12 protein-coding genes are annotated in these 14506 nt (G+C 60.5%); 2 read left to right on the forward strand and 10 right to left on the reverse strand.

Going from position 1 to position 14506, the window contains the following annotated elements; translation table 11 throughout:
* Positions 1–126 precede the first annotated feature (126 nt).
* On the reverse strand, positions 127–1728 hold the full coding sequence (locus tag ISP19_RS03920) for an MFS transporter (RefSeq protein WP_204680035.1): 1602 nt from the start codon (positions 1726–1728) through the stop codon (positions 127–129).
* A gap of 132 nt (positions 1729–1860) precedes the next feature.
* A complete protein-coding gene (locus ISP19_RS03925) occupies positions 1861–2973 on the reverse strand; it encodes an NADH:flavin oxidoreductase (RefSeq protein WP_204680036.1) in 1113 nt (370 codons plus the stop codon).
* 154 nt (positions 2974–3127) lie between these two features.
* Here ISP19_RS03925 and ISP19_RS03930 point away from each other — a divergent pair, with 154 nt between their 5' ends.
* Positions 3128–4033, forward strand: a complete 906-nt coding sequence (locus ISP19_RS03930; protein ID WP_239556478.1) for a LysR family transcriptional regulator — start codon at positions 3128–3130, stop codon at positions 4031–4033.
* Between the two features lie 1156 nt (positions 4034–5189).
* Here ISP19_RS03930 and ISP19_RS03935 read toward each other — a convergent pair.
* Positions 5190–6461, reverse strand: coding sequence for an epoxide hydrolase family protein (locus ISP19_RS03935; protein ID WP_204680037.1), 1272 nt, complete (start codon positions 6459–6461; stop codon positions 5190–5192).
* Positions 6462–6679: 218 nt separating this feature from the next.
* Complete coding sequence (locus ISP19_RS03940; protein ID WP_204680038.1) at positions 6680–7177, reverse strand: universal stress protein; 498 nt, start codon at positions 7175–7177, stop codon at positions 6680–6682.
* A gap of 372 nt (positions 7178–7549) precedes the next feature.
* Here ISP19_RS03940 and ISP19_RS03945 point away from each other — a divergent pair, with 372 nt between their 5' ends.
* Positions 7550–8563: an alpha/beta fold hydrolase gene (locus tag ISP19_RS03945; protein ID WP_204680039.1), complete on the forward strand. Its 1014-nt coding sequence runs from the start codon at positions 7550–7552 to the stop codon at positions 8561–8563.
* 10 nt (positions 8564–8573) lie between these two features.
* Here ISP19_RS03945 and ISP19_RS03950 read toward each other — a convergent pair whose 3' ends face one another.
* The 6 genes from ISP19_RS03950 to ISP19_RS03975 form a co-directional block, all read right to left on the reverse strand.
* Positions 8574–9248, reverse strand: coding sequence for a response regulator transcription factor (locus ISP19_RS03950; RefSeq protein WP_204680040.1), 675 nt, complete (start codon positions 9246–9248; stop codon positions 8574–8576).
* A 108-nt stretch (positions 9249–9356) separates the two neighbouring features.
* Entirely contained in the window at positions 9357–10721 is a 1365-nt protein-coding gene (locus ISP19_RS03955; protein ID WP_204680041.1) for a sensor histidine kinase, read from the reverse strand.
* A gap of 81 nt (positions 10722–10802) precedes the next feature.
* Positions 10803–11702 (reverse strand): BMP family ABC transporter substrate-binding protein, encoded by a 900-nt coding sequence (locus ISP19_RS03960; protein ID WP_204680042.1) that lies wholly within the window; start codon positions 11700–11702, stop codon positions 10803–10805.
* Between the two features lie 244 nt (positions 11703–11946).
* Entirely contained in the window at positions 11947–12555 is a 609-nt protein-coding gene (locus ISP19_RS03965; RefSeq protein ID WP_204680043.1) for a hypothetical protein, read from the reverse strand.
* Between the two features lie 176 nt (positions 12556–12731).
* Entirely contained in the window at positions 12732–13034 is a 303-nt protein-coding gene (locus ISP19_RS03970; RefSeq protein WP_204680044.1) for a GCG_CRPN prefix-to-repeats domain-containing protein, read from the reverse strand.
* Between the two features lie 404 nt (positions 13035–13438).
* Complete coding sequence (locus ISP19_RS03975; protein WP_204680045.1) at positions 13439–14485, reverse strand: alpha/beta hydrolase; 1047 nt, start codon at positions 14483–14485, stop codon at positions 13439–13441.
* Positions 14486–14506 lie beyond the last annotated feature (21 nt).

Below are 14506 nucleotides of genomic sequence, written 5' to 3' on the forward strand. Positions count from 1 at the left end.
GGCACGCTCCGAATGAAACAGGTTCGCAAGACTGCCCCTCACCCCAGCCCTCTCCTCGCTCCTCAAAGCTGGCGCCATCCACTCCCCGCGTGCCCCACAGGGGAGAGGGAGCAAAGCATGGAGCTTTTAACCACGCCGACGGGCTTGCGCATCACCGATCACTTTTCCTTCAATGAAAACCCAGGCACTGATCGCGCTAAGCAACGCAAGTGCGGCGGCAACCAGCATCACCCAGCGAAATCCCGCGACAAACGACACCTTGACCGCATGCCTCAGCGCAGCTGCGGCCGCTTCCGCATAACCCCCGGGAATCACGATGCCGGCCAGTTTGCCGCGCTGCGTGACAACCGCAGCAACGAGTCCTGGCGATGCATGCATTCGAGCCAACTCGCCGTTCAAGGTGGCATCGAAAACCGATGTCAGCACGACACCGAACAGCGCGATGGCCAGCAACGCTGCCGCGCGCGACACCGCGTTATTGATGCCCGACGCCGTGCCTGCCAGTTGCTTGTCCACACTGTTCATGACGGTGGTGGTCAGCGGCGCCACGGTGATGCCCATGCCCAGCCCGAGCATGCAAATGGCCGGGAAAAATGCTTGCCAATAGCCGCTGCTGGTCGATGCCAGCGTGAACATGGCGAATCCGATGGAAGCCATGAACGGACCGATCACCAGCGGCAGCCGGGATCCGAACCGATCCACCAAGCTCCCTGCCCAGCGCGACAACACAAACAGGATCACGATAAACGGCAACAACGCGGCGCCCGCCACGGTGGCGCCATATCCCTGCACTTGAATCAAGTTCAGCGGCAGGAAGAACAGACTGCCACCCAGTGCTGCATAAAGCAGCGCCGTCAGTACGTTGGCGCCGGCAAAACTGCGCTCACGAAAAAGCTTCAACGGCAACATGGGCGATGCGATGCGTGCCTCGACGTAGACAAATAGCACCAACGCCACGAGACCGACAACCACCGCCATCCAGATCGGCGTCGCGCTCCAGCCACGAGCGGGTGCCTCGATGAAGGCGAAGACCAGCCCGGCCAGGCCGATTGTCACCAAGCCCGCGCCGAATGCATCGATGGAACCACCGCCCTGGCCGCCTTTGCTTTCAGGCACCTTGGCCGCGCATATCGCCCACAGCACGATCCCTATCGGCGCATTGACCAGAAAGGCCAGGTTCCACGAGTAATGCTCGACCAGAAAGCCGCCGATGACCGGCCCGATCGCCGCCGTGATGGCGCTGAATGCCGACCACGTACCAATGGCTGCTCCACGCTCCGACGTTGGAAAGGTCGCGCTGATCAAGGCCAGGCTGCCCGGAATCAGCAGCGCCGCGCCGACGCCCTGCACCGCCCGCGCTGCAATGAGTGGCATCACGGCCGTCGACAGCGAACAACCGATCGACGCCAGCGTGAACAGGCCGCTGCCGATCAAAAAAATGCGCTTGCGCCCAAAGCGATCGCCTAGCGCGCCACCGACCAAAAGCAGTGACGCCAGGAACAACGCATACGATTCCATCACCCATTGCGCATCGGAGGTGGTGGCGCCGAGCGTTCGCTGGATGGCGGGAAGCGCGACATTGACCACGGTGCCGTCGATGAACGCGAGACTGGATCCAAGGATCGCCGCGACCAGCGTCCAACGTCGCGATGACCTCGCACAAGGCGTCGCGGACGGCCCGCCAAGGATGACGCCTTCTTCGCAGGGTGGTTTTCCAATCTGGCTCACGGCAACTCGCCTGTGTGGGCGGCCGGCGCCGATACGCGCCTTCAATCGATCATGTTGGCGACCCTGCCCTGGATTTGGCAATAGCCGTGAAGCACACAGGCTTTTTGGAATAGCAGCGAGGCATCACCCGGATCAACTGAGTGTCGCAAAGGCTGCCGGCGTAAAGTCGCCCAGCTGATCAACACGGCCCTGCCGAACTTTTTCAAGCCAGGAAGGATCCTGCAGCAGCGCACGCCCTACTCCAGCCAGGTCAAACTCGCCGCGTTCCAGCCGCTCGAAAAGCCGGTCCAGCGATGCGGCGCTGGCACTCTTGCCGGCGAAGGATTCCCAGGCGTCGCCATCCAGACCCACCGAGCCGACCGCGATGGCGGTGACGCCGATGAGCTTCTTCGCCCAGCCGGCCAAGCTCAACGTCTTGTCAAAGCCGGGAAAGGCGGGCTCCCAGAATTTTTGTTGAGAAAGATGAAAAGCGTCCGCACCGGCATCGACGAACGCGCCAAGCCACCGTTCCAGCACGCGAGGTGTTTCGGCGAGTCGTGCGTGGAAATCCCTGGGCTTCCACTGCGAGAGACGCAGAATCACCGGAAAGCCGGCCGGCACGACGGCACGAATGGACTTGAGAATCTCGACCGCAAAGCGGGAACGCTCGATAAGCGTCGCGCCGCCATACCGATCACTTCGCCGGTTGAGCTCCTCCGAGAAAAACTGATTGATAAGGTAACCGTGCGCGCCATGCAATTCGACGCCGTCAAATCCGAACTGCGCCGCATCTGCGGCTGCACGGGCAAAGGCGTCGATGGTGTCGGCGACATCCGTCTCGCTCATCGGCTGGCTTACGCGCTCACCCGTCTCCGCCAGTCCCGAGGGGCTCTCGAAGGGTGCGGGTGGCGTCCAGTCAGGTGCCGAATTGGAGGGCTTCTGACCGACGTGCCACAGCTGCGGCACGATCCGTCCTCCCGCCGCGTGAACCTCGTCGACTACCGTCTTCCAGCCGGCGAGCGCCGCCTCACCATGAAAGCGCGGGACATCGGGCAGGTTGAGTGCAGCCGGACGATCCACGCCCGTCCCTTCCGTGATGATCAGGCCAACGCCCTGCTCCGCGCGACGGCGATAGTAGGCAGCGACCTCGGCCGTCGGCACGCCGCCCGGAGAGAAGGATCGCGTCATCGGGGCCATCACCACGCGGTTGGGCAAATCGAGGGCATTCAGCCGATAGGGGCTGAAGAGAACATCAAGACCGGACATGGGGTACTCCCTATCGGAATGTAGAAGTGCCGGCCGCGGGCGCGGGAACCGCCTTGGCGTGGCCGGCCGGATGCGTTGAGGGGAAAATTAGACCCTTCCAGACCCACCCACTAGCCGGTAAATTCGGGAGGAACCCTTCCATAGGTGAAAGGCCATGGACCGACTCGAAGCCATGCGCATCCTGCTCGCGGCGGTAGACACGGGCAGCCTTTCCGCCGCCAGTCGCCAGCTGCACATTCCACTGGCTACCGTCAGTCGTCGTGTATCCGAACTGGAGGAACACCTTCGTGCCCGACTGTTGCTGCGCGGCACGCGCAAGCTCACGCTGACCGATGCAGGCCGCGATTACGTCGCCTCATGCCGGCGCATCCTGGAAGACCTGGTGGAGGCCGAGCGCACGGCAACCGGCGAGTATCGCGCGCCGCAGGGCGAGCTGATCATCAGCGCGCCGCTGGTCATCGGCCGCACCCACGTGGTCCCCGTGCTAGTCGAGTTTCTGCAGGCTTACCCGGAGATTCGTGCGCGCATCCAATTGAGTGATCGCGTCAGCAACATGCTCGAAGAACAAGTCGATGTCGCCATACGTCTGGGTGAGCTTCCGGACAGTGACATTATTGCCACCCGCGTTGGACTCATCAGCCGCGTACTCTGCGCAAGCCCTGGCTACCTCGCATCACACGGCGCACCTGAAAAACCCCACGATCTTGTCTCTCACGACTGCATTACCTATGAAGGCTATTCCGCCGCAGACCGATGGGAGTTTCGCTTCGATCGAACGTCGCAACTGATCCAGGTCGCGTCGCGCCTCACCGTAAACTTGGCTGAAGCTGCCGTTATTGCCGCTATTGCCGGTGCCGGCATTGCCCGCGTTCTGTCAGACCAAATCGCAGAACCATTGAAATCGGGAGCGTTGGTGCGACTACTCCAGGCATTCGAACCCACGCCCATGCCCGCCAGTCTGGTGTATCCGCGACAGCGTCACGTGCCGTTGAAGCTGCGTGCATTCCTGGACTTTGCAACGCCACGGCTGCGGCAGCGGCTTGGCTATGAAAGCGCGTAGAACGCTTACTAGCCAACATTATGCAGACGGTATTTCGCACATCCATCGATGACGACGAGCGACGTTGCACGTACACCAAGTGTCAAGAAAATCCTACATGACACCCGCAGCAGTACTCGATTAAAGTGGTGGGGTCATCAACGCAGTTCGCGAAACAGCCAACGCTGATGGCCCAGGCAGCAATGCTTGGAGAGGCGCGAGTCGCGGGAGTAACGAGCTCCCACGACCCGCTAAACCACAAACAACTCAATGGAAGTTGCTCATGATCTCCCAACATCATACGGCACCGCCGTGCCCCTCGGATCGCAACGATCCAACACCGGCACCCACCTTGAACCTCGACGGCAGGCTCCCAACGCGGAGTTCGGGTCGGGAAATGCGGCAAATCCCCACATCCAGGCAGGCTGACATTGCGCTAGCGGTGCTTGTGGCTGAAGGCAAAGGCCGGGTGGACAACGCCTTCACATCCCATCGCACCGGCGAACGCAACGGCCTGCACGCCGCCCCTCACTTCCTGCATCACCTCGTCGACACGCACACCCCAGCGTAGGGTGGATTAACGCGTGTACGTATGAGGGCGGCCATGTTGGTTCGCTGAGTCAGGACAGTGCGCCATTTTCGGCACGTTGGTTGGCGACAACGTGCCGCTTTTTCGGGATGGCAAACCACTCCACATGCAATACGCAGGCTGGGTTAGCGCAGCGTAACCCAGCGAATCATCCATCCCGAAAAGCAAAAATCACACACCAACACCGCACGTCGTAAAACCGCCCCACCCAGCACCGGATCCTTCGACCATATGGAAACCGCCGTCGATTCGCTGGGTTACGCTGCGCTAACCCAGCCTACGACCATCGTCATTATCGCCAGCCACTCAAGGCGACACTTGCAAAGCAAAAAGTCAGACACGAATGCTCTTGGCAAAACGACGCAGTTGCGTAGGCTGGGTTAGCGCAGCGTAACCCAGCGAACCCCCATCCCGAAAAGCAAAAATCACACACCAACACCGCACGTCGTAAAACCGCTCCGCCCAGCACCGGATCCTTCGGCCATATGGAAACCGGCGTCGCTTCGCTGGGTTACGCTGCGCTAACCCAGCCTACGGCAGTCGTCGTTATTGCTTGCCATTCAAGGCGACTGACTTGCAAAGCAAAAGTCAGACACGAATGCTCTTGGCGAATTGGCGAAGTTCTTGAGCATACGCATCGGGCGCCTCCCAGGCCGGGAAATGCCCGCCATGCGCCTGCATGGAATACTGCTGCACGTTGTAAAAACGCTCCGCCCATTCCCTGGGTGCTTTCACCAGATCCTTGGGCCACATGGAAACCGCCGTGGGAACCGTCACATGGTCAGTCGCCTTGAGCGGCTGGCGATAATGACGGCTGTCGTAGTAGTAACGCACGGATGAACCGATGGTGCCGGTCGCCCAATAGATCATCACGTTGTCGATGAGCACATCCATCGGAAATGCCTTGAGCAGGTCACCGCCGTTGTCGCTCCAGAAGTAGAACTTCTCCACAATCCAGCTCGCAAGGCCCGCTGGTGAATCGGCCAGGCCGAATGCCAGGGTCTGTGGCCGGGTGGACTGCAGGTGTTCGTAGGCACCCTCATCCACTTCCCATTTCGCGAGGTCGGCCTGATACGCCTTTTCGGCATCGGTCAGCGGACGCGCGTTTGCAGGCAGCGGCATATCCACCACGGTCGAGACATGAATACCTTTCACGCTGGCGGGATATTTCAACGCGAGCCGTGTGGCGACGCCCGCCCCGATATCCGTTCCCGACGCGATATATCCGCGATAACCTAGCTTCTCGGTCATCAAGCGGTGGAACAGGTCTTCCGTAATCACTTGATACGGCCGCGTGGGCCGTTCCGACAGGCCAAAGCCCGGCAGCGTGGGGATGACAACATCGAATGCATCGTCCGCCGATCCACCGAATGCCGCAGGATCGGCCAGCCTGGGGGCGAGCATGCGGTACTCCGCAAAGCTGGACGGCCACCCGTTCATCAGCAGCAGCGGCTTGGGATGGGGGCCGCGACCGCGCAAATGGATGTAGCTGATACCGAAGCCTTGAATTTCAGCGCGCTGATGCGGCAACTCATTCAAGCGCTTTTCGGCCGCGTCGAAATCGTAAGTCGTGCACCAGTACTGGATGAGCGCCTTCAGGAAGGATTCGTTCATGCCATAGCGCCAGTCGTCGCTGACGGCATCGTTCCAGCGGGTGGCGGACAGGCGGCGCAGAAGGTCCTGTCTGAGCGTGATATCGAACTGGATGCCGGAGCTATCGCCAGGGGTGATGTTGGAACCCGTCATCGTGGCCTTACCGTCCGCGGCTGACTCATTGAGCAAGGTGCGAGCACGCAATGAGTTTGCACCAAACAGCGCCAGGGCGCCGCCTAGCCGACTCAGGAACTGGCGTCGAAGCATTCTTGGAGCCTCCCGGTGGCGCGAAAGCACGTTTCAATCTGCGTAGAGCCATCGATGGCAACCTGCATCGATATTAGCCGGCCCGCGCGGCTCAAGGTTTGCCCTGAAAGCCGGCGCCAAGCCTTCTGCTGACAGCGTATGTCAGCAGCCTCTCTACAACCAGATCCGCGCCCTAGCCCCTGGCCCCATCGATCAACCGGCGGCCGTGGCGAGCCGGCTTACTGCGACACCGCCAGCCGGGCAAACGGCCGCCAGATGGACCGGACAGCACGCTTGGCGTTGGATCCGGTGACATGCAGCGGCGTCACGGCATGCTGGCGGACTTCCGAGGAAACATCCTCCTGAAACCAGCGCCAGAAGCTGGACCTGGTCTGGCCAAGCACGATCAGGTCGGCGTCCACCTTGCGGGCAAAGCTGGCAATCGCCTTGCCAACGGTGAATTCCTGGACGGACAGCGTGATCATGTGCGCTTCGCCGCGGCAGCCGCTTTCATTGAGCTTCTGCGTAACCTCGGCAACCACTTCACGACCCTGCTCTTCCAGGCAGTTGATCAGCGCGCCAAAGTCCTGCGATTCGGCCAGGATAAAGCGCGGCATCCAATCGACCACATGGACGACCGAAATATGTGCGTTGTTTTCACGTGCCAGTTTGATGGCCGATTGAAGTGCCTGGCAGTTGGCGTCGTGACCGACGGCGACGAGAATGTGCTTGATCATTTTGAATTCCTCCCGGTGATATGAAGTGTGGTCAGGCACACCCCGATGTGCCTGCGATGGTGAAATCTTGAGGCACGAGAATTAGGGAAGAATGAGCAGGCTGGTGAAGGGGCGACTGGAGGAAATCCGGCCAAAAATGGCGCTCCGGGGCGCGATTTGCGAGGGGTGAGCCTATAGGCACCGCCGTGTTTTCCGAGGAATTCCCGCGTTTCCTGAGCCGTCATCCCCGCTTTCGCGGGGATGACGGCTCTGAATTTGCGGGGATGACGGCCACGCAAGATTGGCCTCTTTTAACGCAGGCCGCACCGACGTAATTTTCGGCTAATAAACCGGAATTAGCGTCCCGGCATCACGATCCAGAGATTCCAGGCGATGTTTAGGCGTTCGACACTGACAACTTCTCTTATTCGCCGCCGCACGAAGCACAGCGCGATCACCTCGGTTGCGAAGGCGCTTGCCTGCGCCGGATGGCTGGTCTGGCAGGCACTTCCCGTTGCCCAGGCCACGCCGGTCGTCTATCGCGAGGAGATGTTATGCGGCAGCGACCCATTGCGTCCGGATCGCCACATCGCACTGCAAGAGCAGGTGCTGACGACATCCACCGGCTCGATTGGCTATTTCAGGTTCGGCCAAGGCAGCCCTATCGTGCTGATCACCGGCTACCGTGCCAGCATGGCCGAATGGAACGCGTACTTCCTCGAAGCCTTGGCGAAGCACCACGAAGTCATCATTTTCGATAACCGCGGCATCGGCCTTTCGCAGACACGCGCCGCGGCTTACGGCATCAAGGATCTGGCGAACGATACGGCCTCGTTGATCAGGGCACTCCAGCTCAAGGACGTCACCGTCCTGGGCTGGTCGATGGGCGGCATGATTGCGCAGCAACTGGCCATCGATCAGCCTTCGCTCGTCAGTCGACTCGTGCTTATGTCTTCCATGCCACCGGGGAAACTCGCGTTGCCCGTGCCTGCAAGCGTTGACCGCACCCTTTCCGGTAGCGGCGACGAACACTTCAATCGGGTTATGGCGGTGCTGTTCCCCGTACCGGTGCAACAGCAGGCGATTCGCTGCTTTGTTGGCGATATGTTCACGCCGCAAGGATATGCCGGACCATCCATTTCCCCGGCCGTCACCCTTGCACAAAGCAAGCTGCTTCAGCGCTGGGAACAGGACGATCAGGCTTTCCGCGCGCTAAGTCGCGTAACGATGCCAGTGCTGGTCATGACGGGCATGGATGATGAGGTGCTGACACCTCGAAATTCGATGCTGCTGAGCCGAAGCTTGCCGCACGCGGAGTTGGTGGAAGTCGCATCGGGCGGTCACGCGATGATGTACCAGTATCCCTATCGCCTGGCCGATCGCATTAGCGCATTTATCGGCAAGTGAACCTGACGGCTCAATCCTTGCCTGATTCACTGGCGGACACCGTCCAGCCGAGACCGCGCACATTACGGATCACGGAGGTACCGAATTTCTTGCGCACCGAATGGATAAGGACATCGACGGCGTTGCTCTCCACTTCCCTGCCCCAGCCATACAGCTTGTCCTCCAGCTGTTCGCGCGAAAGGATCGTGCCCGGGCGTTCGAGAAAGGCATGCATGAGCGCGAATTCACGCGCGGATAAAACGGATGACACGCCGTGACAGGTCAGTGTGCGCTTGTCCAGATCGAGACTGATCGCTTCATTACCCAGGCACGACACCGCATGTCCCGCCTTGCGCCGCAGAACAGCACGAATGCGCGCCAACAGCTCGGGCACCTGGAAGGGTTTGAGCAGATAGTCGTCCGCGCCGATATCCAGTCCCTGCACCCGGGCCTCAAGATCATCACGCGCAGTCAGGATCAGCACCGGCACCTGATTACCCGACGTACGTGCCTGTCTGAGCAGTTCCAGGCCGCCCATCTTGGGCAAGCCAAGATCGAGCAGGACGACGGTGTATTCGGCGGCGGCGATCGCGCGCCATCCCGCGGCGCCATCGCGCACCCAGTCCACGCTGTAATTGGCATCCTTCAGCGCGTGCAGCAGGCTCTGGCCAATCTGCAAGTCGTCTTCAACCAATAGCACCCGCATGGTCGCATCCCCCGACAAATGCCACGCTTTCGATCGCTGTTACCCCGCAACAGTAGCGCGTCGCCTTCACGATGATAACCGCCCTGCCCATCCTGCCCGGGCGAGGGCCTACACCTCCCCGGCCACAGTCTCCTCACGTTCCGCCTTTTGCGCGACCTCGATGCCGGGCAACACGATCGTCGCCTTGAGTCCGCTCACGCCATCGGTCCGGTTCTCTAGGGTAACCGTCCCCTGGTACTTCTCGATCACCGACTTGACGATCGAAAGCCCCAGGCCACTTCCTTCGACATGGTCGGACTGCAGCCGATAAAAACGATCAAACACGCGCTCGATCGATGCTTCCGGAATACCGGGACCGGTGTCGGTGACGCGCACAACGACGTTGCCGGCCTGCTGGAACACATCGATGTCGATGGTGCCCCCATCCGGCGTATAACGCAGCGCGTTTTCCACCAGGTTGCGCACCGCCATGCGTAGCTCGCCCTCGCGGGCTTGTACAAACGCCGGCTCGAATTGCTTGACGCCAAGATCGACCGCACGGGAATCGGCCACCGGCCAGAGATCGGCCACCAGTTTCTGGATCAGCTGACGAACATCGACCGACTCGGTAGCTCCAGGCTCAAACTGTGCGTCGGCACGCGCGAGTGCGAGCAGTTGCCGGATCATGGTGGAGCTGCGCACGATGGCCTCGCGCAGCTCCTGCTCCCGTTCCGCCCGGGTCGCCGCATCTGGCGCGTTCGCCATGTTGTCCACCCGCAATTGCAATGCCGCGATCGGCGTGCGCAGTTCATGCGCGGCATCGGCGATGAACCGTTTTTCGGCATCAATGCCAACCTGGAGCCGCGCGATCATTCGGTTGATCGAATCGGCAAAAGGCTTAACTTCCTGTGGTGCGTTCGATACATCGATGGGTTGCAAGCGCCCGACGCCTACCTTCTCTGCCCGCATGGCTGCACGTGATAGCGGCGCAAAGGCGGTATTGACCACCAGCGGAATCGTCAGCCAAATCAAGCCAAGCCGAAGCAGGGTTGGCAGCAGGCTTTCCAGGCCCGCCTGTTTGGCGGTGTCCTCGCGAAATGCCACGGGCTGGCCCACCTGGTAAACCATTTCGCCCTGATCCTTGCGCAAGGTGTAGACCCGATAGGGCTGCCCGTTGATGTTCTGCACCGAATAGCCTTGCTGGGCCTGGCGATTGAAGATCACTTCCGGATCGGTGTTGTCGGTCGGGTCGGCGAGGCCTCGCACCCATATCTGTCCCACAAAGCCATCGAGCGAATGTTGCGGCGGTCCATGCGAGCCGATCGCACCGACCTTGCCGGCGGACAGCCACACGGCTGCACCTTGCAGATGCGTATCGAGCAACTCGTCAATGTGCTTGCGCGCAAGCCAATAGGATGAAAACGCATCGATGGTGATGCCGATCACCCACAATACCGTCAGCCATACGATGATTCGTGTCTTCAGTGATTTCATGCCACCCGACCTGCACATGACCGGCCTAATGGCCAGGGTTTCGTCGCATTGCCGCAGAAACGCATCGCAGCTACGGCAGCCTTAGTAAGACTGCTGCGGCCACACAATCACCCAAACCTTGTCCGCTTCGTCGACCGCGTAATTGCCGCCTTTGAATTGGCCCGACGCCACGGCATCGATAAAGCGTCGAAAAACGACATCGGTATGGATTATCACGCAGGCTGCGACGTTTTTGTATTGACGCGAAGCATCGGTCATCCAGCTGATCACTTTAACGCGCGGATAACGACCGGCAGCAGCCAGCACCGCAACGTTGGCATCGCCGACCACCACATCGGCGCCTGCCGCTATCTGCTGATCCGTCAATTGCTCGGCCCGTTGACGATCGGACCAGTTGCCGGTCCAGTCGACAAGCACCTTCGCATCGGGTGCTTCGCGTAGAACGGTCTGCTTGAAGCGGTCTGCTTCGCCCCCGTCGACTGGCATGACGCCCCCGACAAAGCCGACGACCTTCGATTGAGATAGCCGCACGGCCGCCTGACCGGCGAGCAAACCGCCGATCTGCCGACAATCCAGGCAATAGTTGATCACGTTCGCGCCGCTGGCGTTGCCCGACAAGGTGGCGAAATAGGCGTCCGGGTGTCGTTTGGCTGCCGCGGTGGCCAGTGCACTCATTTCGGCGCCGGCCAGAATGAAGCGGCGTACACCCATCGTGTAATGGCGATCGATGATCGCCAGCATCTCCGGCGCGCTCCGTTGCGCGGCATCCTGGATCACACTGATCGCGTAGCCCTCTTCGCGCAAGCGTTCATAGCCACGGTACGCCGCTTCGCTGAAAGAAAGATCGTCGCCGCGGTAGGGAATGAACAACAATGTGCTGCCGGGGCGTGCAGATATCGCATGCGCATGGCTAACGGACGAAAGCGCCAAGAGCGCAAGTAGCGCAAAGCGCCAATGCCGGAAAAAGGTGCGCAGCCTCATATCATCAAACTCGTATCCTGTAACGTGACAGAGCAACAAGTTCTTTGGCGTTGCGTGACGCCTTGCCGAACCGCACATTTGAAACGACGAAGACACTCGTGAAAGAACCCGCGCACTCACACGATGATGGAGGCGCGGGCAAGATTTGTCTTCATAGGTCTACGGGCGAGCTTAATGGATTCAGTGGAGCCGTCAATCGTCGCGCCCACGATCCGTGTTGTACCAACCGTGCTGCTCAAGAACCTCAGCGAGCGCGCTTCGGGTCCAGCGAAACGGCCAGCGCTTCCACATAGGTGACGCGTACCAGATCGCCCACCTTGAGCTGGGCAAAATCATCGCGCTTGTCCAGGTCGCGGACATCGATGATCCGCGTGTGCCCGTCGGCGCTCGTCAACGTCACCGTATCGTGGCTCATGTCGATGGCCGACAAGGTCGTCGTTACGGTCTCGCTGTAGTGCGATTGAACGACGGAATCATCCGCGTCGCCCGAAGCCGTCGTGCTCCCCGCATATTCAATACCCGGCTGATCGCTGCTGGCCGGCAGAATCTGCAGGGCGGTGGCGCGAAGGTAGTGTGCATCCACCTGATCGCCTGGCTTGAGGTTATCCAGTTTGCGCGCGGCAGCGCCCACGTGGATGGTCTCTTCCTGCCCCTCGGGGCTCCTGATGGTGACCGTGTTCTTGACCGGATCCACATTCAGGATGGTGGTTTCAAGGGCGATTTCCTGCCGATCCAGCCCGTAGGCAGTCACGGATACGCCCGGCAGATCCGTGACGTCGAGACTGGGGGCCGCCCAGGCGGTGCTGATCGACAACAACGCCAGGCCGGCGATGGCTATAAGAGTGCGTTTCATGATCTTTCCTCGTGATGTTGAATCATTAGGGCCCGCGACACGCGCGCCGCGTCGAATTTCAAAAGACCCATCAGAAGGAATGAGGGGTGATGCCGGCCGCTGACGGATGACCAGGCTCACTTTCGATCGATGACTTCGTAGCGCCTGGCGCTACGCCCTCCCCCTTCCAGTCCGGCTTACTGCCATTCACCGTTCGGCAGGCGGCCGTGGTACGGGGTATCGCGGCAATGACCCCAAGGGCCATACCAGTAGCCGGCGGGGCACGATGGCACGGCGGCGACCGGTGTACCGGTGTAGACCACCTGAGGCGCTGCGGTCACGACGACCGGCGGCACGTACTGAACATAGGGGTGCACGAAGTGGCAGTGACCCCAGGTGCCGCGCCAGCCGTTCGGGCCGCAGCCATCGGCTGCGTAGGCGGCTCCAACCGAAAGAGCACTCGCCGCCACCAGGGCGACAGTCAGAATGCAGCGTGACATGGACATGGTCTTTTCTCCTCCACAAAAGATTTAGTAGTCGACAGGGCTTGTTCTGCCGTGGAGAAAAGTATGGAAGTCGAAAATTAGGCGAGTATGAGCACCCCAGATCCTTCGGCCGCATGGGCGCCGCTGCCGATATGATTGGCAGTTGCGTAAGGATGGGTAGGTTGGGTTAGCGCAGCGTAACCCAACGGAATTCCATCGAAGCGACAAACACCGTTGGGTTACGCTGCGCTAACCCAACCTACCCATCCGATTACGCCTGTTGCACGCGTTACCCATCTGCCCAGTCCGTACGGCGGCGTAACCCAACGAATCAACCCCAAAGCATCCATCTTCAAACACGAGCACTCTCAGCAAACCGGTGCAACTCCAGCGCATAAGCATCTGGCGCCCCCGGGGCCCTATTCCTCTGTCATGTGGCCGCTCAGCCATGCATCGAGGAAGGCCGCGATATCCAGGCTGTTTTCTTCCAGCATCAGCATGTGGCCATTGCCGGTGATGCCTACGTCCTGCAGACGAATAAATTGGACGGAAACGCCAGCCTGACTCAGGTAGCGGGCCGTGCAATGATCAAACATCGCGTGATACGAAGCTTCAGCGGTGAGCACGAGTACCGGAACATTTGCCAGATTCACCAGACGCCGGGGCGTACCTTTTTGCAACCAGCATCGAGCCAGTTCCGGCGCATCAGGCTCGGCCTGCTGTTCGAATTGCAGCGGCGATGCAACCGATACCGGCGGGTCATAGGTGAGCGGTTCCGTCGTGAGCCCAGAGATTCTGTCGGCCCCTGATTTATACAAGTCGTCCTGGTAAGGCGGACCGCCAGGTTCCACCGCCATGATCGCCATGACTTTACCTGGCCGCGCATCCGCCATCAGCCAACCGAATAAACCGCCCTGCGAATGAGTCAGCAGAATGGCCGGGCCTATTTCATCCAGCAGCGCAGCGCCGGCAGCCTGCATAAGCCGCTCGCTTTCGGGATTGTCCAGTGACGCAACCTGGCTTGCGTAGAACTGATCAAAGACAGGATCGCCTGCATGCCCCTTGTGCTTGCCGCCGGGCCATCGGGTGTGCAATTGGGCCTGCGGATAGCTCCCGCCATCTTCCGGTGCGGTGAACAGATTCTCGACCAACGGAACCGGAAGGGGCTTCACTGCTCCGTTCCATTCCGGCTGCCATGCGGAACGGCCACGCGCCGGCTGATCGACCACGCAAACACGCCAACCATGCTCGGCAAACCACTCGGCCCAACCTTGCCGGCCGTCGGGCGTCGTCATCCAGCCAGTCGCGGTTTGCGCCTTGCCGCAGATCAGTACCAGCGGATAACGATGCGTGACAAGGTCGGGCGTAAGCATCTCGACATGCATTTGCCCGTGCATCACGCGCGATCCGGGCGGTCCTGCATAGGCTCCGCCTACGAAGAAGTTTCGACGATGGATGGATGGCATGTAATCGAAACTCCCCGCATA

The organism is Dyella flava, from assembly GCF_016904955.1.
GTDB lineage: Bacteria > Pseudomonadota > Gammaproteobacteria > Xanthomonadales > Rhodanobacteraceae > Dyella_B > Dyella_B flava.